This window comes from Pseudomonas sp. 14P5.3.2 (genome assembly GCF_057799175.1).
The window spans coordinates 61,414-82,611 of record NZ_JBYOKU010000029.1 but is presented as its reverse complement, the minus strand read 5'-3'; the positions used below and the strand labels follow the sequence as shown (position 1 = coordinate 82,611).

15 protein-coding genes are annotated in these 21,198 nt (G+C 61.2%); 10 read left to right on the top strand and 5 right to left on the bottom strand.

Annotation, left to right across the window (positions count from 1 at the left end):
* Window positions 1-115 precede the first annotated feature (115 nt).
* From AC27VU_RS21225 to AC27VU_RS21210, 4 genes are all read right to left on the bottom strand, one after another.
* Window positions 116-2,962, bottom strand: a complete 2,847-nt coding sequence (locus AC27VU_RS21225; RefSeq protein ID WP_007965170.1) for a valine--tRNA ligase — start codon at window positions 2,960-2,962, stop codon at window positions 116-118.
* A 267-nt stretch (window positions 2,963-3,229) separates the two neighbouring features.
* Entirely contained in the window at window positions 3,230-3,625 is a 396-nt protein-coding gene (locus AC27VU_RS21220; protein ID WP_003221916.1) for a hypothetical protein, read from the bottom strand.
* 8 nt (window positions 3,626-3,633) lie between these two features.
* Entirely contained in the window at window positions 3,634-4,062 is a 429-nt protein-coding gene (locus AC27VU_RS21215; protein ID WP_003221918.1) for a DNA polymerase III subunit chi, read from the bottom strand.
* Window positions 4,063-4,122: 60 nt separating this feature from the next.
* On the bottom strand, window positions 4,123-5,613 hold the full coding sequence (locus tag AC27VU_RS21210) for a leucyl aminopeptidase (RefSeq protein ID WP_488724860.1): 1,491 nt from the start codon (window positions 5,611-5,613) through the stop codon (window positions 4,123-4,125).
* A 308-nt stretch (window positions 5,614-5,921) separates the two neighbouring features.
* Between AC27VU_RS21210 and lptF the strand changes: the two genes are divergently transcribed.
* From lptF to pdxJ, 8 genes are all read left to right on the top strand, one after another.
* On the top strand, window positions 5,922-7,043 hold the full coding sequence (lptF, locus tag AC27VU_RS21205; protein WP_003221922.1) for an LPS export ABC transporter permease LptF: 1,122 nt from the start codon (window positions 5,922-5,924) through the stop codon (window positions 7,041-7,043).
* On the top strand, window positions 7,036-8,097 hold the full coding sequence (gene lptG, locus AC27VU_RS21200) for an LPS export ABC transporter permease LptG (RefSeq protein ID WP_003221924.1): 1,062 nt from the start codon (window positions 7,036-7,038) through the stop codon (window positions 8,095-8,097). Before lptF ends, lptG begins: the two co-directional genes overlap by 8 nt.
* Before the next feature lie 172 nt (window positions 8,098-8,269).
* Window positions 8,270-10,066, top strand: a complete 1,797-nt coding sequence (gene lepA, locus AC27VU_RS21195) for a translation elongation factor 4 (protein ID WP_003221926.1) — start codon at window positions 8,270-8,272, stop codon at window positions 10,064-10,066.
* A gap of 9 nt (window positions 10,067-10,075) precedes the next feature.
* Window positions 10,076-10,930 carry a signal peptidase I gene (gene lepB, locus AC27VU_RS21190; RefSeq protein WP_003221931.1) on the top strand — a complete coding sequence of 285 codons (855 nt, stop codon included), beginning with the start codon at window positions 10,076-10,078 and terminating at the stop codon, window positions 10,928-10,930.
* 183 nt (window positions 10,931-11,113) lie between these two features.
* Complete coding sequence (gene rnc / locus AC27VU_RS21185) at window positions 11,114-11,803, top strand: ribonuclease III (RefSeq protein ID WP_024011703.1); 690 nt, start codon at window positions 11,114-11,116, stop codon at window positions 11,801-11,803.
* Window positions 11,796-12,698, top strand: a complete 903-nt coding sequence (gene era / locus AC27VU_RS21180) for a GTPase Era (protein ID WP_003221935.1) — start codon at window positions 11,796-11,798, stop codon at window positions 12,696-12,698. The genes rnc and era overlap by 8 nt, the downstream gene beginning before the upstream one ends.
* 169 nt (window positions 12,699-12,867) lie before the next feature.
* Window positions 12,868-13,557: a DNA repair protein RecO gene (gene recO / locus AC27VU_RS21175; protein ID WP_103484915.1), complete on the top strand. Its 690-nt coding sequence runs from the start codon at window positions 12,868-12,870 to the stop codon at window positions 13,555-13,557.
* 39 nt (window positions 13,558-13,596) lie between these two features.
* The gene (gene pdxJ / locus AC27VU_RS21170; RefSeq protein ID WP_003221938.1) at window positions 13,597-14,340 is read left to right on the top strand and encodes a pyridoxine 5'-phosphate synthase; all 744 of its coding nucleotides are present in this window, start codon (window positions 13,597-13,599) and stop codon (window positions 14,338-14,340) included.
* Window positions 14,341-14,467: 127 nt separating this feature from the next.
* Here pdxJ and mltF read toward each other — a convergent pair whose 3' ends face one another.
* Entirely contained in the window at window positions 14,468-15,928 is a 1,461-nt protein-coding gene (mltF, locus tag AC27VU_RS21165; RefSeq protein WP_080593223.1) for a membrane-bound lytic murein transglycosylase MltF, read from the bottom strand.
* 285 nt (window positions 15,929-16,213) lie between these two features.
* Between mltF and purL the strand changes: the two genes are divergently transcribed.
* Both purL and AC27VU_RS21155 read left to right on the top strand, forming a co-directional pair.
* Window positions 16,214-20,110: a phosphoribosylformylglycinamidine synthase gene (gene purL, locus AC27VU_RS21160; RefSeq protein WP_488724859.1), complete on the top strand. Its 3,897-nt coding sequence runs from the start codon at window positions 16,214-16,216 to the stop codon at window positions 20,108-20,110.
* Window positions 20,111-20,115: 5 nt separating this feature from the next.
* A complete protein-coding gene (locus AC27VU_RS21155; RefSeq protein ID WP_047601396.1) occupies window positions 20,116-20,427 on the top strand; it encodes a YqfO family protein in 312 nt (103 codons plus the stop codon).
* Window positions 20,428-21,198: the final 771 nt, after the last annotated feature.

Here is a 21,198-nt window from a genome sequence, read left to right as displayed (position 1 = left end):
CTCCCCCCCCTCCCCCCCCCTCCCCCCCCCCCCCCGCTCCCACAGGGATTTGTAGCGATTCTTGAATAAAAAAGGGAGGCCGTTGCGGGCCTCCCTTGTTCATTGCGGCTTGCCGTTACAGGCTGGAAATCCGCGCGTGCTGCTCGGCCAGTTTGCCCAGGGCTTGTTCAGCCTCGGCCAGCTTGGCGCGTTCCTTCTCGATGACTTCGGCCGGGGCCTTGTCAACGAAACCGGCGTTCGACAGCTTGCCACCAACGCGCTGAACTTCGCCCTGCAGACGCAGGATTTCCTTGTCCAGACGCGCCAGTTCGGCGCCCTTGTCGATCAGACCGGCCATCGGCACCAGCACTTCCATCTCGCCGACCAGCGCGGTGGCGGACAGCGGCGCTTCTTCGCCAGCGGCCAGAACGGTGATCGATTCCAGACGCGCCAGCTTCTTCAACAGTGCTTCGTTCTCGGTCAGACGACGCTGATCTTCAGCGCTGACGTTCTTCAGGTAGATCGGCAGCGGTTTGCCCGGGCCAATGTTCATCTCGCCACGGATGTTGCGTGTGCCGAGCATCAGACCCTTGAGCCATTCGATGTCGTCTTCGGCGGCCGGATCGATGCGCTCCTCGTTGGCCACCGGCCAAGGTTGCAGCATGATCGTCTTGCCCTGAATACCGGCCAGCGGCGCGATGCGCTGCCAGATTTCTTCAGTGATGAACGGCATGAACGGGTGCGCCAGACGCAGCGCCACTTCCAGTACGCGCACCAGCGTGCGACGGGTGCCGCGCTGACGCTCGACCGGGGCGTTCTCGTCCCACAGCACTGGCTTGGACAGTTCCAGGTACCAGTCGCAGTACTGGTTCCAGATGAACTCGTACAGCGCTTGCGCGGCGAGGTCGAAACGGAATTGATCCAGTTGACGGGTCACTTCGGCTTCAGTGCGCTGCAGCTGCGAGATGATCCAGCGATCAGCCAGCGACAGCTCGTAGGCTTCACCGTTCTGGCCGCAGTCTTCGCCCTTGTCCAGAACATAACGCGCGGCGTTCCAGATCTTGTTGCAGAAGTTGCGATAGCCTTCGACGCGGCCCATGTCGAACTTGATGTCGCGACCGGTGGACGCCAGCGAGCAGAAGGTGAAGCGCAGGGCGTCGGTGCCGTAGCTGGCGATGCCGTCGGCGAACTCGTCGCGGGTCTGTTTCTCGATCTTCTTCGCCAGTTTCGGCTGCATCATGCCGGAGGTGCGCTTCTGCACCAGTGCTTCCAGCTCGATACCGTCGATGATGTCCAGCGGGTCCAGGACGTTGCCCTTGGACTTGGACATCTTCTGGCCCTGGCCATCACGCACCAGGCCGTGCACGTAAACGGTCTTGAACGGCACCTGCGGGGTGCCGTCCTCGTTCTTGATCAGGTGCATCGTCAGCATGATCATCCGGGCAACCCAGAAGAAAATGATGTCGAAACCGGTGACCAGCACGTCGGTGGAGTGGAATTTCTTCAGGAATTCGGTTTTTTCCGGCCAGCCGAGGGTGGAGAAGGTCCACAGACCCGAGCTGAACCAGGTGTCGAGCACGTCGTTGTCCTGTTGCAGCGCAACGTCCGGTCCGAGGTTGTGCTTGGCACGCACTTCGGCTTCGTCGCGACCGACGTAGACCTTGCCCGACTCGTCGTACCAGGCCGGAATCCGATGGCCCCACCACAGCTGACGGCTGATGCACCAGTCCTGGATGTCGCGCATCCACGAGAAGTACATGTTTTCGTACTGCTTCGGCACGAACTGGATACGGCCGTCTTCAACGGCGGCAATCGCCGGCTCAGCCAGCGGCTTGGTGGAAACGTACCACTGGTCGGTCAGCCACGGCTCGATGACGGTGCCGGAGCGGTCGCCTTTCGGCACTTTCAGGTTGTGATCGTCGACGCTGACCAGCAGGCCGGCGGCGTCGAACGCAGCGACGATCTGCTTGCGCGCTTCGAAACGCTCGAGACCGGCGTATTCAGCCGGGATCTTGCCGTCGATGCTGTCGTTCAGCGTGCCGTCGAGGTTGAACACCTGGGCGGCTGGCAGCACGTTGGCGTTCTTGTCGAAGATGTTCAGCAGCGGCAGGTTGTGGCGCTTGCCGACTTCGTAGTCGTTGAAATCGTGGGCCGGGGTGATTTTCACGCAGCCGGTGCCGAATTCTGGATCGCAGTAATCGTCGGCGATGATCGGGATGCGGCGGCCAACCAGTGGCAGCTCGACAAACTTGCCGATCAGGGCTTTGTAGCGTTCGTCGTTCGGGTTAACCGCGACGGCGGAGTCGCCGAGCATGGTTTCCGGACGGGTGGTCGCGACGATCAGGAAATCGTTGCCTTCAGCGGTTTTCGCGCCGTCGGCCAGCGGGTACTTGAGGTTCCACAGGAAACCTTTCTCGTCGTGGTTTTCCACTTCGAGGTCGGAAATCGCCGTGTGCAGCTTGGTATCCCAGTTGACCAGACGCTTGCCGCGATAGATCAGACCGTCTTCGTGCAGGCGCACGAAGGCTTCTTTAACCGCTTCCGAGAGACCGTCGTCCATGGTGAAGCGCTCGCGGCTCCAGTCCACGGACGAGCCGAGGCGGCGGATCTGTCGGCTGATGTTGCCGCCGGACTGATCCTTCCACTCCCAGACTTTCTCGAGGAATTTCTCGCGGCCCAGGTCGTGACGGTTCTGGCCGGTGGCTTCCAGTTGACGCTCGACCAGCATCTGCGTGGCGATACCGGCGTGGTCGGTGCCCGGCTGCCACAGGGTGTTGCGACCCTGCATGCGGCGGAAACGGATCAGGGCGTCCATGATCGCGTTGTTGAAACCGTGACCCATGTGCAGGCTGCCGGTGACGTTCGGCGGCGGGATCATGATGGTGTAGGAATCGCCCGCGCCTTGCGGTGCGAAATAGTTCTCGGACTCCCAGGTGTTGTACCAGGAAGTTTCAATGGCGTGCGGCTGGTAGGTCTTATCCATGCGCGGCGGGACCCTATTGGCATTTATTCAGGAAAAGCCGGGAAGTATAGCGGGGCATGGGGCCGAGGGCGAGCGGGGCGGGCCGGGTGGAGATCTAAATGTGATCGCGAACTCTGTGGCGAGGGAGCTTGCTCCCGCTCGGCTGCGCAGCAGTCGTAAAAACTGCCACGCAGGCTTCGCGGACAAAACACTGTTGAATGGTTTTGGGGGCGCTTCGCACCCCAGCGGGAGCAAGCTCCCTCGCCACAAAAAATACCGAAGGCCGGGTTATTCGTATTGGCTCAGCAACCGCTCCATCCGCGCCTCGAGGCGGCGTTTGATTTCGGTTTCGATGTGCGGCGCGAAGTCGTCGATCACGTCCTGCATGATCAATTGCGCGGCGGCGCGCAGTTCGCTGTCCAGGTGCAGCAGGGCGTCCGGGCCTTTATCCACAGGTGCTGCCGGTTTGGCAGCAGGCGCCGGGGCCGGAGCCTGGGGCGGTTCGATGGCGGGCGGCGCGGTGTCGACGGCCTCGAACAACATCGGAATCTGTTCCTGTTCACCGTCATCGACCGTGTCGGTCAGCAGTGGCGGTTGCAGGTTGTCATCGCCGAGCAACTGGCGGATCGATTCGAGATCGTCCAGCAGGTGCGCAGGCTTTTGCAGCGGTTTTGGAGTGTCCATCGGCGTACTCAGAGTCGCTGTAAACGGTGATCTTGCAGAGGATAGCCCTGTTCGCGGTAGAAACGGAAACTCTCCCGTGCCGCCGCGCGAATCACCGGATCTTCCACCACCACTTCCGCCACGCGGGCGAATTGGCTGGCGAAGGCCGGGACTTTCAGGTCGAGGTTGACCAGCAGGTCCTGATGCGCGCCGCAGTCAGCGCCCAGTCCCAGCACGATCAAACCGTCCGGTTCGCTCTCGGCAGGGCCGTGGGGCACGAACGTTTCGCCCTTGAACGCCCACAGGCGCGCATCGAGATCGTCACGCTGGGCAGCATCGCTGCAGTGCAGGTAGATGCGATGACCCATGCGCCAGGCTTTCTCGGTGAGCTTGCAGGCAAAGTCCAGACGAGCCGAAGGGTCGGCGCTGGGCAGGATATAGAAGTCGACTTTGGTCATTGCGGTTCCTGAGCCTTGAGCGGCGTCACCGTAAAGTGACGCCGCCCAGGTTCATCGGTTTCAGGCTTTGGCGCGGTCCAGCAGGTATTGAGTCAGCAGCGGCACCGGACGACCGGTGGCGCCCTTGTCCTTGCCGCCGCTGGTCCACGCGGTGCCCGCGATGTCCAGGTGCGCCCAGTTGAGGTTCTTGGTGAAGCGCGACAGGAAGCACGCAGCGGTGATGGTGCCGGCCTTCGGCCCGCCAATGTTGGCGATGTCGGCGAACGGGCTGTCCAGTTGCTCCTGGTATTCGTCGAACAGCGGCAGTTGCCAAGCGCGGTCGTCAGCGGCTTTACCGGCGCTGAGCAGTTGCCCGATCAGCTCGTCGTTGTTGCCCAGCAGGCCCGAAGTGTGGGCGCCCAGTGCAACCACGCAGGCACCGGTCAGGGTGGCGATGTCGATCACGGCTTGCGGCTTGAAGCGCTCGGAGTAGGTCAGGGCGTCGCACAGCACCAGACGGCCTTCGGCGTCGGTGTTGAGGATTTCCACGGTCTGGCCGCTCATGGTGGTGACGATGTCGCCCGGACGCGAAGCAGTGCCGCTCGGCATGTTTTCGGCGCAGGCGAGGATGCACACCAGGTTGATCGGCAGCTTCAGCTCGAGCACCGCACGCAGGGTGCCGAACACGCTGGCGGCGCCGCCCATGTCGTATTTCATCTCGTCCATGCCGGCGCCCGGCTTGAGGCTGATGCCGCCGGTGTCGAAGGTGATGCCTTTACCGACCAGCGCGTAAGGCTTCTCGGACTTCTTGCCACCGTTGTATTGCATGACGATCAGGCGCGGCGGCTGGGCGCTGCCCTGGCCGACGGCGTAGAACGAACCCATGCCGAGCGCTTTGATTTTCTTCTCGTCGAGGACTTCGACTTTCAGATCCTTGAACTCTTTGCCGAGGTTCTTGGCTTGCTCGCCAAGGAACGTCGGGTGGCAAATGTTCGGCGGCAGGTTGCCCAACGTGCGGGTGAAGGCCATACCGTTGGCGATCGCGGTGGCGTGGGTCACGGCGCGTTGCACTTCAGCCTGGGCTGCCTTGATGGTCAGCAGGGTGATTTTCTTCAGGGCGCGCGGTTCGGCTTTCTGGCTCTTGAACTGGTCGAAAGTGTATTCGCCGTCCACCAGGGTTTCCGCCAGCAGACGGGTCTTGCCGTAGCTGTCGCGGTTTTTGACGATGATTTCATCCAGGGCCAGTACGGCGTCGCTGCCGCCCAGACCTTTCAGGGTATTGAGGATGCTGGCAACGATTTTACGGAACGGACGGTCGCCCAGTTCTTCATCCTTGCCCACGCCGACCAGCAGCACGCGCTCGGCCTTGAGGTTCGGCAGGCTGTGCAGCAGCAGGCTTTGACCGACCTTGCCGGCCAGATCGCCACGCTTGAGTACGGCGCTGATCGCGCCGCCGCTCAGCTCGTCGACCTGTCCGGCGGCCACGCCGAGTTTGCGGCCTTCGCCGACGGCAACCACCAGGGTGGCGGTTTTCAACGTTTCTGGGCTAACGCTTTTTACAACCAGTTCCATGTCCGGATCCCTGAATGAATGGTCAACACACAGGCGTTCGACGGTGTCCGCAGTCGCCTGCTTATAGATAGAAGAGACGCAGGCCAGTGCCTGCGACAAAGGCGGCAGTTTGAACCTCGCTCCCTGCGCCTGACAACCCTCGGCGGCACGATCTTCAACCGATTACACGCTTGGGTGAGTGTGCGCAGTGACAGGCGCCCTCAATCACAGGATAATGCCGCATCTTTTTTCGACGGCTCTGCCTTGCGGGCCGCTCGAAACGTTTGCTTGTTTGGCCGCCTTAGCCTGACAACCCTGGAGTGTCTGGTTTGATCGTCTTCCGTTATCTGTCCCGTGAAGTGATGTTGACCCTGAGCGCCGTCAGCGCCGTGCTGCTGGTCATCATCATGAGCGGTCGCTTCATCAAATACCTTGCCCAGGCCGCTGCGGGCCAACTCGATCCGGGATCGCTGTTCCTGATCATGGGTTACCGTCTGCCGGGTTTCATGCAACTGATCCTGCCATTGGGGTTGTTTCTCGGGATCCTGCTGGCTTACGGCCGGTTGTACCTCGAAAGCGAAATGACCGTGCTCTCGGCCACCGGCATGAGTCAGCAGCGTCTGCTGCGCATGACCCTGTTCCCGGCAACGCTGGTGGCACTGGTGGTCGCGTGGCTGAGCCTGAGCCTGGCCCCGCAGGGCGCCACCCAGTTTCAGCTGTTGCTGAACAAGCAGGACGCCCTGACCGAGTTCGATACCCTAGAGCCTGGCCGTTTTCAGGAGTTGCGTGACGGCACCCGGGTGACCTACACCGAAACGCTGACTGATGATCGCGTCAACCTCAGCGGCGTGTTCATCTCGCAGAAGAACCTCGGCTCCGATCAGAAAGACCGAGGGATTTCCGTGCTGGTGGCCGAGAAGGGCCGTCAGGAAATCCGTCCGGACGGCAACCGCTACCTGATCCTGCACAATGGCTATCGCTATGACGGCAGTCCGGGCCAGGCCGATTATCGTGCGATCAAATACGACACCTACGGCGTATTGCTGCCCAAACCTGATGCCAGTGACGAAGTCACCGACCGTGATGCGATCCCCACTTCGACCCTGCTGAGCAATGACGACGTGCGCTCCAAGGCCGAACTGCAATGGCGCCTTTCGCTGCCGTTGCTGGTATTCATCGTGACTCTGATGGCGGTGCCGCTGTCGCGGGTCAATCCGCGTCAGGGCCGTTTCCTGAAGCTGCTGCCGGCGATTCTTCTTTATATGGCTTACCTGACCATCCTGATTGCCGCCCGCGGCGCCCTCGAAAAAGGCAAGATCCCGTCGGGCCTCGGCTTGTGGTGGGTGCACGGGATCTTCCTGGTCATCGGTCTCGGCCTGTTGTACTGGGAGCCCATGCGCCTGAAACTGGCCAGCCGTCGCAGCGCTGCGCTGGAGGTGGCCCGTGGTTAAACTCGACCGCTACATCGGCAGCAGTGTGTTCATGGCGATCATCGCCGTGCTGGCGATCATTCTGGGTCTGGCGACACTGTTCGCTTTCATCGACGAGATGGGCGACGTCAGCGATACCTATACGCTGACCGATGTGCTGAGCTTCGTCATCCTCACCGCGCCACGTCGCTTGTATGAAATGCTGCCGATGGCCGCGCTGATCGGCTGTCTGATCGGCCTCGGCAGTCTGGCTAGCAGCAGCGAGCTGACGGTCATGCGTGCGGCGGGTGTGTCCATCGGGCGCATCGTCTGGGCGGTCATGAAGCCGATGCTGGTGCTGATGCTGGCCGGCGTGCTGATTGGCGAGTACGTGGCCCCGGCCACCGAAAGCATGGCCCAGGCCAATCGCTCCCTGGCGCAAGGCAGCGGCGACGCGCAAAGCGCCAAGCACGGCATGTGGCACCGTCAGGGTGAGGAGTTCATCCACATCAACGCCGTGCAACCCAACGGCCTGTTGTATGGCGTGACCCGCTATCACTTCGACAAGGAGCGCCACCTGCTGAGCTCCAGCTTCGCCAAACGTGCGGATTTCGACGGCAAGCGCTGGCTGCTCACCGACGTAGCTACCACGGTTTTCCACGAACGCAGTACCGAAGTGGTGAATGCGCCGAGCGAGGAGTGGGACGTGTCGCTGAGTCCGCAATTGCTCAACACGGTGGTGATGGCGCCTGAGGCGCTGTCGATTTCCGGTCTGTGGGGCTATATCCACTATCTGGCGGATCAGGGCCTGAGCAACGGTCGTTACTGGCTGGCATTTTGGGTCAAGGTGTTGCAGCCGCTGGTCACCGCCGCACTGGTGCTGATGGCGATTTCCTTCATTTTCGGTCCGTTGCGCTCGGTCACCCTCGGTCAGCGGGTGTTCACCGGTGTGCTGGTGGGCTTCACCTTCCGCATCGTCCAGGATTTGCTCGGTCCATCAAGCCTGGTGTTCGGTTTCTCGCCGCTGTTCGCGGTGCTGGTGCCGGCCACGGTCTGTGCGCTGGCAGGCGTCTGGTTGTTGCGACGGGCCGGTTGATGGCCGCGTTGTTGCCAATGCTTTAATCGCGAAAACGCCTCGGTCGACAGATCGGGGCGTTTTCGTATGCAATCCGGGTGACAGGCGAACGTGACGCTTGCGCCGTGTATCAGGTACAATTCCCGGCTATTTTTCGGCGGGCCAAGCCTGCAGCCTTTTTGAGTGTTGATCCGTGAGTGATTTGAGTCATATCCGCAATTTCTCCATCATCGCCCACATTGACCATGGCAAGTCGACGCTGGCTGACCGTTTCATCCAGATGTGCGGTGGCCTGGCCGAGCGTGAAATGGAAGCCCAGGTACTGGATTCCATGGATCTGGAGCGCGAACGCGGGATCACCATCAAGGCCCACAGCGTTACTCTCTATTACAAAGCCAAAGATGGCGTCACCTACCAGCTGAACTTCATTGACACCCCGGGCCACGTCGACTTCACCTACGAAGTCAGCCGTTCCCTGGCGGCGTGTGAAGGTGCGTTGCTGGTGGTCGATGCCGGTCAGGGTGTTGAAGCCCAGTCCGTGGCCAACTGCTACACCGCGATCGAGCAGGGCCTCGAAGTCATGCCGGTGCTGAACAAGATCGACCTGCCACAGGCCGAGCCGGACCGCGTCAAGGACGAGATCGAGAAGATCATCGGCATCGACGCCACCGACGCCGTCACCTGCAGCGCCAAGACCGGCCTGGGTGTCGACGAAGTGCTCGAGCGTCTGGTCGCGACCATTCCTGCGCCGACCGGCAACATCGAAGATCCGCTGCAAGCGTTGATCATCGACTCCTGGTTCGACAACTACCTGGGCGTTGTCTCCCTGGTGCGCGTGCGTCATGGCCGCGTGAAGAAGGGCGACAAGATCCTGGTGAAATCCACCGGCAAGATCCACCTGGTCGACAGCGTCGGTGTGTTCAATCCGAAACACACCGCCACCGCTGACCTCAAGGCCGGCGAAGTGGGCTTCATCATCGCCAGCATCAAGGACATTCACGGGGCGCCGGTCGGTGACACCCTGACCCTGAGCTCGACTCCGGATGTCCCGGTACTGCCCGGCTTCAAACGCATCCAGCCACAGGTTTACGCCGGTCTGTTCCCGGTCAGCTCCGACGACTTCGAGGACTTCCGCGAAGCGCTGCAGAAACTGACCCTGAACGACTCGTCGCTGCAGTACACCCCGGAAAGTTCCGATGCACTGGGCTTCGGCTTCCGTTGCGGCTTCCTCGGCATGCTGCACATGGAGATCATCCAGGAGCGCCTGGAGCGCGAATACGACCTGGACCTGATCACCACCGCGCCAACGGTAATTTTCGAGCTGGTGCTGAAAACCGGTGAAACGATTTACGTCGACAACCCATCCAAGCTTCCGGATGTGTCGGCGATCGAAGACATGCGCGAGCCAATCGTGCGTGCCAACATCCTGGTTCCGCAGGAGCACCTGGGTAACGTCATCACCCTGTGCATCGAGAAACGCGGCGTACAGGTCGACATGCTGTTCCTCGGCAATCAGGTGCAGGTCACTTATGACTTGCCGATGAACGAAGTGGTCCTGGACTTCTTCGACCGCCTCAAATCCACCAGTCGCGGCTATGCTTCGCTGGATTACCATTTCGATCGTTACCAATCGGCTAATCTGGTGAAACTGGACGTGCTGATCAACGGTGACAAGGTCGACGCCCTGGCGTTGATCGTGCACCGTGACAATTCGCACTTCAAAGGTCGCCAGTTGACCGAGAAGATGAAAGAACTGATTCCTCGTCAGATGTTCGACGTGGCCATCCAGGCTGCCATTGGCGGTCAGATCGTCGCCCGGACCACCGTCAAGGCACTCAGAAAGAACGTATTGGCCAAATGCTACGGCGGTGACGTAAGCCGTAAGAAAAAGCTGCTTGAAAAGCAAAAGGCCGGTAAGAAACGCATGAAGCAGGTCGGCAACGTGGAAATTCCACAAGAAGCCTTCCTTGCCGTGCTCAGGTTGGAATAGTCAGGTCCTATGTCACTAAATTTCCCGCTGTTGCTGGTCATCGCCGTGTTCGTCTGCGGCCTGTTGGCGTTGCTCGATCTGCTGTTCCTGGCGCCGCGTCGGCGTGCTGCCATTGCCTCTTATCAAGGCAGTGTCAGCCAGCCCGAGCCCGTGGTGGTCGAGAAGCTGAACAAAGAGCCGTTGCTGGTTGAATACGGCAAGTCGTTCTTTCCGGTGCTGTTCATCGTGCTGGTGCTGCGTTCGTTCCTGGTGGAACCGTTCCAGATCCCGTCCGGCTCGATGAAACCGACCCTGGACGTCGGCGACTTCATTCTGGTGAACAAGTTTTCTTACGGGATCCGCCTGCCGGTGATCGACAAGAAAGTCATCGAAGTCGGTGATCCACAGCGTGGCGATGTGATGGTGTTCCGCTACCCGAGCGACCCGAACGTCAACTACATCAAGCGTGTAGTCGGCCTGCCGGGCGATACGGTGCGTTACACCGCTGACAAGCGTCTGTTCGTCAATGGCGAGTCGATTGCCGAGCAACTGGTCGGCTCCGAGCCGGGCACGCTGGGCAGCGCGGAACTCTACAAGGAAAAACTCGGCGCCGCCGAGCACCTGATCCGCAAGGAAATGAGCCGCTACCGCGCTACGCCGGACCATACCTGGACCGTGCCGGCCGGGCACTACTTCATGATGGGCGACAACCGCGACAACTCTAACGACAGTCGCTACTGGGATGACCCGAACATTCCCAAGGATCTGCTGGGCATGGTTCCCGACCAGAATATCGTCGGCAAAGCCTTCGCTGTCTGGATGAGCTGGCCGGAACCGAAACTCAGCCACCTGCCGAATTTCTCGCGGGTTGGCCTGATCAAGTAATCAAACACGGCGCTGTTGACCACAGCGCCGAATGCATTTCTGGAGTCGACACAAATCGGCTCCGGGGCATGAAGCCACGATATTCAGGATGTAATTTTTGAACACAGCGTTAATTGTCCCAGGCCTGCGCCGTACCCCGGCGATGGCGGTGGAATCCAGCCACGAACTCAGCGTGGGTAAACCGTGAGCGTTTCTCTAAGCCGTCTCGAGCGCCAGCTCGGTTACACCTTCAAGGATCAGGAGCTGATGCTGCTGGCCCTCACGCACCGCAGCTTTGCCGGGCGTAACAACGAACGCCTGGAATTCCTCGGCGATGCCATCCTCAACTTCGTCGCAGGCGAGGCGTTGTTCGATCGCTTCCCGCTGGCCCGCGAAGGCCAGTTGTCGCGTTTGCGCGCACGCCTGGTGAAGGGTGAGACACTGGCCGTGCTGGCCCGTGGTTTCGACTTGGGCGATTACCTGCGTCTGGGGTCGGGCGAACTGAAAAGCGGTGGCTTCCGTCGCGAATCGATTCTGGCCGATGCCCTCGAAGCGCTGATCGGTGCGATCTACCTCGATGCCGGCATGGACGTCGCCCGCGAGCGCGTACTGGCCTGGCTGGCCGGCGAGTTCGAAGGCCTGACGCTGGTCGACACCAACAAGGATCCCAAGACCCGTCTGCAGGAACACCTGCAATCGCGCGGTTGCGAACTGCCACGCTACGAAGTGGTGGACATCCAGGGTGAGCCGCACTGCCGTACCTTCTTCGTCGAGTGCGAAGTTGTCTTATTGAATGAAAAAAGCCGGGGTCAGGGTGTGAGCCGTCGTATTGCCGAACAGGTAGCGGCCGCCGCAGCACTGATTGCCCTGGGCGTGGAGAATGGCAATGACTGATACAAACGCAACTCGCTGTGGCTACGTTGCCATCGTCGGCCGTCCCAACGTCGGTAAGTCGACGCTGCTCAACCACATCCTCGGCCAGAAGCTCGCGATCACCTCGCGCAAGCCGCAGACCACTCGCCACAACATGCTCGGGATCAAGACCGAGGGTGACGTGCAGGCGATCTACGTCGACACCCCCGGCATGCACAAGGGTGGCGAAAAGGCCCTGAACCGCTACATGAACAAGACCGCTTCGGCGGCGTTGAAAGACGTCGACGTGGTGATCTTCGTGGTCGACCGCACCAAGTGGACCGAAGAAGACCAGATGGTGCTGGAGCGCGTGCAGTACGTGACCGGCCCGCTGATCGTCGCGCTGAACAAGACCGACCGCATCGAAGACAAGGCCGAGCTGATGCCGCACCTGTCGTGGTTGCAGGAACAGCTGCCGAACGCGCAGATCATCCCGATTTCCGCGCAGCACGGGCACAACCTCGACGCGTTGGAAAAGGTCATCGCCGATCATCTGCCGGAGAACGATCACTTCTTCCCGGAAGACCAGATCACCGACCGCAGCAGCCGTTTCCTCGCCGCCGAACTGGTGCGCGAGAAAATCATGCGCCAGATGGGTGCCGAGCTGCCGTACCAGATCACCGTCGAGATCGAAGAGTTCAAGCAGCAGGGCAAGACCCTGCACATCCATGCGCTGATCCTCGTCGAGCGTGACGGCCAGAAGAAGATCATCATTGGCGACAAGGGCGAGCGCATCAAACGCATCGGCACCGAAGCGCGCAAGGACATGGAGCTGCTGTTCGACTCCAAGATCATGCTCAACCTGTGGGTCAAGGTGAAGGGCGGCTGGTCCGACGACGAGCGTGCACTGCGTTCGCTGGGTTACGGCGACTTGTAATAGCGGTTTTCTGATCCTTCAGAGAACCCCCTGTGGGAGCGGGCTTGCTCGCGAATGCGCAGTGTCAGTCGACATATACTTTGACTGATTCACCGCATTCGCGAGCAAGCCCGCTCCCACAGTAGTTTTTGGGTTGTGTGCAAAACCGCGTTTCTTCATCGAGAACTTCATGTCGCAAACCCCGCCTCCCGCCCAACTCGCCTACGTCCTGCATTCGCGCGCCTACCGCGAAACCAGCGCGCTGGTCGACTTCCTCACGCCGCAAGGTCGGCTGCGGGCGGTGCTGCGCAGTGCGCGGGGCAAGGCCGGGACACTGGCGCGACCGTTCGTGCCGCTGGAAGTCGAGTTTCGTGGCAAGGGTGAGCTGAAGAATGTCGGGCGCATGGAAAGTGCCGGTAATGCGACCTGGATGGTCGGCGAGGCGCTGTTCAGCGGCCTCTATCTCAATGAACTGCTGATCCGCCTGCTGCCCGCCGAAGACCCGCACCCGGCGGTGTTCGATCACTACGCTGCCACGCTGTTGGCGCTCGCCGAAGGTCGCCCGCTGGAGCCGTTGTTGCGCTCCTTCGAATGGCGCCTGCTGGACGATCTCGGTTACGGCTTCTCCCTGAACACCGATATCCACAGCGAACCGGTCGCGCCGGACGGTCTCTATCGCCTGCAAGTGGATGCCGGGCTTGAGCGGGTCTACCTGCTGCAACCGGGCTTGTTCAACGGCGTTGAATTACTGGCCATGGCCGAAGCCGATTGGTCCGCCCCCGGCGCACTGTCGGCAGCCAAGCGTCTGATGCGTCAGGCACTGGCCGTTCATCTGGGCGGTCGCCCCCTCGTCAGCCGCGAGCTCTTTCGCAAGCCCTGATATGCTGTGCGCCGAATCTTTCCCTTCAGGAGCGCATCCGTGACCACCAGCAATCGCATTCTTCTTGGCGTGAACATCGACCACGTCGCCACCCTGCGTCAGGCCCGTGGCACGCGCTACCCGGATCCGGTCAAGGCTGCGCTGGACGCGGAAGAGGCGGGCGCCGACGGCATCACCGTGCACCTGCGCGAAGACCGCCGGCACATTCAGGAGCGCGACGTGCTGCTGCTCAAGGATGTGCTGCAGACTCGCATGAACTTTGAAATGGGCGTCACCGAAGAAATGATGGCGTTCGCCGAGCGCATCCGTCCGGCGCACATCTGCCTGGTGCCGGAAACCCGTCAGGAGCTGACCACTGAAGGCGGCCTGGACGTAGCGGGGCAGGAGGAACGCATCAGGGCAGCGGTCGAGCGCCTGTCGAAGATCGGTAGCGAAGTGTCGCTGTTCATCGATGCCGACGAACGCCAGATCGCTGCGTCGAAGCGCATCGGTGCGCCGGCCATCGAGCTTCACACCGGGCGCTACGCCGACGCCGAAACCCCGACCGAAGTGGCTGAAGAGTTGAAACGCGTGGCGGACGGCGTGGCGTTTGGTCTGGCGCAAGGCCTGATCGTCAACGCCGGGCATGGCCTGCATTACCACAACGTCGAAGCCGTGGCGGCGATCAAGGGCATCAACGAACTGAACATCGGCCATGCGCTGGTGGCGCATGCGTTGTTCGTCGGGTTCAAGTCCGCAGTGTCCGAGATGAAGGCGCTGATCCTGGCGGCCGCCAAGCACTAATCAACAACCCAGAACCCAATGTGGGAGCGGGCTTGCTCGCGAAGGCGGTGTGTCAGTCGACATATTCTTTGACTGATACACCGCATTCGCGAGCAAGCCCGCTCCCACAGGGGATTCAGGGGGCTGATTAAAGCGGCGCAGGCTCTTGCGCCGGCTTGGTCTTGTCGATGCCGGGCACATGCAGATTGCCCTCGGCCACCTGATCGCCTTCAAGCTGTGGCTGGGTCACCCAGGTCAGGATGTCGTAGTAGCGACGGATGTTCGCCACGAAATGCACCGGTTCGCCGCCCCGGGCGTAGCCGTAGCGAGTCTTGCTGTACCACTGCTTCTGCGACAGGCGCGGCAGCATCTTCTTCACATCCAGCCACTTGTCCGGGTTCAGGCCCTCGCGGGACGCCAGTTTGCGTGCGTCATCGAGGTGACCGCTGCCGACGTTGTACGCCGCCAGCGCGAACCAGGTGCGGTCCGGCTCCTGAATCGACTCGTCGAGCTGATCCTTCATGTAGGCCAGGTACTTGGCGCCACCCATGATGCTTTGCTTGGGATCGAGGCGGTTCGATACGCCCATGGCCTGAGCGGTGTTCTGGGTCAGCATCATCAGGCCGCGCACGCCGGTTTTCGACGTGACCGCCGGTTGCCACAGCGATTCCTGATAACCGATAGCCGCGAGCAGGCGCCAGTCGACTTTCTCTTTCTTGGCGTAGGTCTTGAAGTGCTGTTCGTATTTGGGCAGACGTTGCTGCAGGTGCTGGGCGAAGGTGGTGGCGCCCATGTAGCCGAGGACATCGACGTGGCCGTAATAGCGGTCTTTCAGGCGCTGCAGGGTGCCGTTCTTCTGCACCTTGTCGAGGTAGGCGTTGATCTCGTTGAGCAGGCTGTTGTCTTCGCCGGCGGCCACCGCCCAGCTCTGGCTGCGCGCATCGCCGAGGTCGAAGGCCACGCGGATGTTGGTGAAGTACACCTGGTTCATCGCCACTTCGTTGGAGTCGACCAGCGTCAGGTCGATCTGGCCTTCATCGACCATGCGCAACAGGTCGACCACTTCAACGGCGTCGGACTCTTCGTATTCGATGCCGGGAAATTTCTTTTTCAACTCGGCCAGCTGTTCGGCGTGGGTGCTGCCCTTGAGCACCATGATCTTCTTGCCGACCAGATCGGCCGGGTCGGTCGGTCGCGACTGGCCGTTGCGATAGATGATCTGCGGGGTCACTTCGAGGTAGGAGTGGGAGAACCGCACCTGTTTCTTGCGCTCCTCGCTGCTGACCAGGCCGGCCGCGGCCAGCACCGGGCCGTTCGGCTTGCCGATCTGGTTGAACAGGTCGTCGAGGTTGTCGGCGGTCTCGATCTTCAGCTCGACCCCCAAATCGTCGGCGAAGCGCTTCACCAGCTCGTATTCGAAGCCGGTTTCACCGCTGCGATCCTGAAAGTAGGTGGCGGGACTGTTACGGGTAATCACCCGCAGCACACCATCCTCCTTTACGCGCTCGAGTGTGTTGGGTTTATCAACACAGCCACCGAGCATCAGGAAGAGTCCGGTTGCGATCAGCCATTTGGCGTACCGCGGACGCAAAGCCGTTGGGAAAAACATCTGCGCAGTATACGCAAACGGCTGCGGGCGCCATATCTCGACAGTGAAGGGCTTGTCTGCTAGAGATCACAAAACCGCACGAAACCCCGCAGGAATGGGGCTGAACGGCATTTTGTGACAGAAAAAATAAGCGCTGCTCGCACACCCTCGAAATTTGACTCCAAAGGCAGAAACACAGATTGATATCCGAGTGCAACCGTGCGTAGCGTTTCGGGTGATGTTGAGGGCGGTTTAGGCTAGAATGCACGGCCTCAAAGCACACCCCTTCCCGAGGCTGTCCCGAAGATGTTGATCCTGCGCGGCGCTCCTGCCCTTTCTGCCTTTCGCCACAGCAAACTCCTTGAGCAACTGAGCCAGAAGGTTCCAGCTGTCAGTGGCCTGTATGCTGAATTCGCTCACTTCGCCGAAGTCACCGGCGTCCTGACCGGCGACGAACAGCAGGTGCTTGCGCGCCTTCTGAAGTACGGCCCAAGCGTTCCGGTACAAGAGCCGACCGGTCGTCTGTTTCTGGTGTTGCCGCGTTTCGGCACCATCTCGCCTTGGTCGAGCAAGGCCAGCGACATCGCCCGCAACTGCGGCCTGAGCAAGATCCAGCGCCTGGAGCGCGGCATCGCGTTCTACGTGGCCGGCCAGTTCAGCGACACCGAAGCCCAGCAAATCGCCGACGTGCTGCATGACCGCATGACCCAGATCGTTCTGGGCAACCTGGAACAGGCCGCCGGTCTGTTCAGCCACGCCGAGCCGAAGCCGCTGACCGCGATCGACATCCTCGGCGGCGGTCGCGCCGCGCTGGAAAAAGCCAACACCGAACTCGGTCTGGCCCTGGCCGAAGACGAGATCGACTATCTGGTCAACGCCTTCAACGGTCTCAAGCGCAATCCGCACGACATCGAACTGATGATGTTCGCCCAGGCCAACTCCGAGCACTGCCGCCACAAGATCTTCAACGCCAGTTGGGATATTGACGGCGAGAGCCAGGAAAAAAGCCTGTTCGGCATGATCAAGAACACCTATCAGATGCACAGCGAAGGCGTGCTGTCCGCTTATAAGGACAACGCCTCGGTGATCGTCGGCAACGTCGCCGGCCGCTTCTTCCCGGATCCGGAAACCCGCCAGTACGGCGCGGTGCAGGAGCCGGTGCACATTCTGATGAAGGTCGAGACCCACAACCACCCGACCGCGATTGCCCCGTTCCCGGGCGCGTCCACTGGTTCCGGTGGCGAGATCCGCGACGAAGGTGCAACCGGTCGTGGCGCCAAACCGAAGGCTGGTCTGACCGGTTTCACCGTATCCAACCTGCAGATCCCGGGCTTCGAACAGCCGTGGGAAGTGCCGTACGGCAAGCCTGAGCGCATCGTTACCGCGCTGGACATCATGATTGAAGGCCCGCTGGGCGGCGCCGCGTTCAACAACGAATTCGGGCGTCCGGCCCTGACTGGCTACTTCCGTACCTTCGAACAGTCGATCACCACCCCGCACGGTGACGAAGTTCGTGGCTACCACAAGCCGATCATGCTCGCCGGCGGCATGGGCAACATCCGTGAAGAACACGTCAAGAAAGGCGAGATTCTGGTCGGTTCCAAGCTGATCGTCCTCGGCGGCCCGGCCATGCTCATCGGTCTGGGCGGCGGTGCCGCTTCCTCGATGGCCACCGGCACCAGCTCGGCGGATCTCGACTTCGCTTCCGTACAGCGTGAAAACCCTGAGATGGAGCGTCGCTGCCAGGAAGTCATCGACCGTTGCTGGCAACTGGGCGACAAGAACCCGATCAGCTTCATCCACGACGTGGGCGCGGGCGGTCTGTCCAACGCCTTCCCGGAACTGGTCAACGACGGCGACCGCGGCGGCCGTTTCGAACTGCGCAACATTCCCAACGACGAGCCGGGCATGGCCCCGCACGAAATCTGGTCCAACGAATCGCAGGAACGTTACGTTCTGGCGGTCGGCCCGGCCGACTTCGAGCGCTTCAAGGCGATCTGCGAACGCGAGCGTTGCCCGTTCGCCGTGGTCGGCGAAGCCACTGCCGAGCCGCAACTGACCGTGACTGACAGCCATTTCGGCAACAACCCGGTGGACATGCCGCTGGAAGTGTTGCTGGGCAAGGCCCCGCGCATGCACCGTTCGGTGGTTCGCGAAGCCGAGCTGGGCGATGATTTCGATCCGTCGAACCTCGACATCAGCGAGTCCATCGAGCGCGTCCTGCATCACCCGGCCGTGGCGAGCAAAAGCTTCCTGATCACCATCGGCGACCGCACCATCACCGGCCTCGTGGCCCGTGACCAGATGGTTGGCCCATGGCAGGTTCCGGTGGCCGACGTCGCAGTTACCGCCACCAGTTTCGACGTCTACACCGGTGAAGCGATGGCAATGGGCGAGCGGACTCCGCTGGCGCTGCTGGACGCTCCGGCGTCGGGCCGCATGGCCATCGGCGAAACCCTGACCAACATCGCCGCTTCGCGCATCAACAAGATCTCCGACATCAAACTGTCGGCGAACTGGATGTCCGCTGCCGGCCACCCAGGCGAAGATGCGCGTCTGTACGACACCGTGAAAGCGGTCGGCATGGAACTGTGCCCTGAGCTGGGCATCACCATCCCGGTAGGCAAGGACTCGATGTCCATGGCCACCCGCTGGAACGACAACGGTGAAGAAAAAACCGTGACCTCGCCGATGTCGCTGATCGTGACCGGTTTCGCCCCAGTGGCTGACATCCGTCAGACCCTGACCCCGGAACTGCGCATGGACAAGGGCACCACCGACCTGATCCTGATCGACCTCGGTCGTGGTCAGAACCGTATGGGTGCTTCGATCCTTGCTCAGGTTCACGGCAAGCTCGGCAAGCAGGCTCCGGACGTCGATGACGCCGAAGACCTGAAAGCCTTCTTCGCGGTGATCCAGGGCCTCAACGCCGACGGTCACCTGCTGGCTTACCACGACCGTTCCGACGGTGGTCTGCTGACCTCCGTGGTGGAAATGGCGTTCGCCGGCCACTGCGGTCTGAGCCTGAACCTAGACAGCGTTGCCGAAAACTCGGCCGAAATCGCTGCGATCCTGTTCAACGAAGAACTGGGTGCAGTGATCCAGGTTCGTCAGGACGCCACCCCGGACATCCTCGCGCAGTTCAGCGCGGCCGGTCTGGGTGACTGCGTGTCGGTGATCGGTCAGCCGATGAACAATGGCCAGATCAACATCACCTTCAACGGTGACACCGTGTTCGAAGGCCAGCGTCGTCTGCTGCAACGTCAGTGGGCCGAGACCAGCTACCAGATCCAGCGTCTGCGCGACAACGCCGACTGCGCCGAGCAAGAGTTCGACGCGCTGCTGGAAGAAGACAACCCGGGCCTGAGCGTCAAGCTGAGCTACGACGTCAACCAGGACATCGCCGCGCCTTACATCAAGAAAGGCATCCGCCCACAGGTTGCCGTGCTGCGTGAGCAGGGCGTCAACGGTCAGGTGGAAATGGCGGCAGCGTTCGACCGCGCCGGTTTCAACGCGATCGACGTGCACATGAGCGACATTCTGGCCGGCCGTGTCGACCTGAACGAGTTCAAAGGTCTGGTGGCCTGCGGTGGTTTCTCCTACGGCGACGTCCTCGGCGCCGGTGAAGGCTGGGCCAAGTCGGCGCTGTTCAACAGCCGTGCCCGCGATGCGTTCCAGGGGTTCTTCGAGCGTAACGACAGCTTCACCCTCGGCGTGTGCAACGGTTGCCAGATGATGTCCAACCTGCACGAGCTGATCCCGGGCAGCGAGTTCTGGCCGCACTTCGTGCGCAACCGCTCCGAGCAGTTCGAAGCGCGCGTGGCGATGGTGCAGATCCAGGAGTCGAACTCGATCTTCCTGCAGGGCATGGCCGGTTCGCGCATGCCGATTGCCATCGCTCACGGTGAAGGCCATGCCGAATTCGAAAGCGAAGAGGCGTTGCTGGAGGCCGATCTGTCCGGTTGCGTGGCGATGCGTTTCGTCGACAACCACGGCAAGGTCACCGAGGCCTACCCGGCCAACCCGAACGGTTCGCCGCGCGGGATCACCGGTCTCACCAGCCGCGACGGTCGTGTGACGATCATGATGCCGCACCCGGAGCGTGTGTTCCGTGCGGTGCAGAACTCGTGGCGTTCGGAAGACTGGACCGAGGATGCTCCTTGGATGCGCATGTTCCGTAACGCTCGCGTCTGGGTGAACTAAGCGTCGTGTACAAGCTCGGGTTTTTTGTTCCCGACAGCCATGTCGAGGTGGTCAAGGACGCGGTATTCGCTGCCGGTGGTGGGCGGATCGGGGACTATGACCACTGTGCTTGGCAGGTGCTTGGCTTGGGTCAGTTTCGACCGTTGGATGGCAGTCAGCCGTTTATTGGGGAAGCGGGGCAGGTTGAGCGGGTTGAGGAGTGGAAGGTTGAGCTTGTCGTTTGTGACGCGTTGATTCGTGATGTGGTGGCGGCTTTGAAGTTGAGTCACCCTTACGAGACGCCGGCTTATGAGGTGTGGCGGTTGGAAGATTTCTGATCTTTCTGCTGCTGGAACGAGAAACCCGCAGATGAGTGATTGTCTGCGGGTTTTTTGTTGGCTGCGATTTGGTTGGCGACTTCATTCAACTGTGGGAGCGAGCTTGCTCGCGAAAGCGTTGGGTCGGGCAATGATGTTCTGGCTGACCGGGTACATATCCATTGCTGCGGTTACGGCTGCTTAGGGTTCCGCCCTTACGGCGGGTCACTTTTGACAAACGCCTCAAAAGTAACCAAAAAGTCTTGCTCCTGCGTTCGGCCCGCTCGCTGAGGCTCGGGGTCCCTTCGCTCCGGGATCGATCCGGGCGCAGCGCCTCCGGTTTGCTTCGCTGCACCTCCTCTCGCTGTGTTTGGCTGCGCCAAACGGTCGCTGCGCTCCCACCCCCGGATCAATCCCTCCACTCAGCCTTCCGACGTCGCCTGTGGATCAAGATCAAGATCAAGAGCTGCAGCCGAGCTTGCGCTCATCCTGGAGTGGGGCGGCTTCGCCGCATGGGGTGTGCGCTTGCTAAATTGTAGGAGCCAGCCTGCTGGCGATGGTGGCCTGACAGCCGACCAATCTCTACCTGAATACACCGGGTTCAAACTGTGGGAGCGGGCTTGCTCGCGAAGGCGTCCTGCCAGCTCACGGATCCATCGCAGATGTACTCAACCCCTGTGGGAGCCTGGCTTGCCAGCGATGGCGGCCTGACAGTCGACCAATTCCTATCTGAATAAACCGGGTTGAAATTGTGGGAGCGGGCTTGCTCGCGAAGGCGTCCTGATAGCTCAC

Coding starts and splice junctions, on each gene's coding strand:
- AC27VU_RS21225 (WP_007965170.1), bottom strand. CDS start 2,962: ATGGATAAGACCTACCAGCCGCACGCCATTGAAACTTCCTGGTACAAC.
- AC27VU_RS21220 (WP_003221916.1), bottom strand. CDS start 3,625: ATGGACACTCCAAAACCGCTGCAAAAGCCTGCGCACCTGCTGGACGAT.
- AC27VU_RS21215 (WP_003221918.1), bottom strand. CDS start 4,062: ATGACCAAAGTCGACTTCTATATCCTGCCCAGCGCCGACCCTTCGGCT.
- AC27VU_RS21210 (WP_488724860.1), bottom strand. CDS start 5,613: ATGGAACTGGTTGTAAAAAGCGTTAGCCCAGAAACGTTGAAAACCGCC.
- lepB (WP_003221931.1), top strand. CDS start 10,076: ATGTCACTAAATTTCCCGCTGTTGCTGGTCATCGCCGTGTTCGTCTGC.
- era (WP_003221935.1), top strand. CDS start 11,796: ATGACTGATACAAACGCAACTCGCTGTGGCTACGTTGCCATCGTCGGC.
- recO (WP_103484915.1), top strand. CDS start 12,868: ATGTCGCAAACCCCGCCTCCCGCCCAACTCGCCTACGTCCTGCATTCG.
- mltF (WP_080593223.1), bottom strand. CDS start 15,928: ATGTTTTTCCCAACGGCTTTGCGTCCGCGGTACGCCAAATGGCTGATC.
- purL (WP_488724859.1), top strand. CDS start 16,214: ATGTTGATCCTGCGCGGCGCTCCTGCCCTTTCTGCCTTTCGCCACAGC.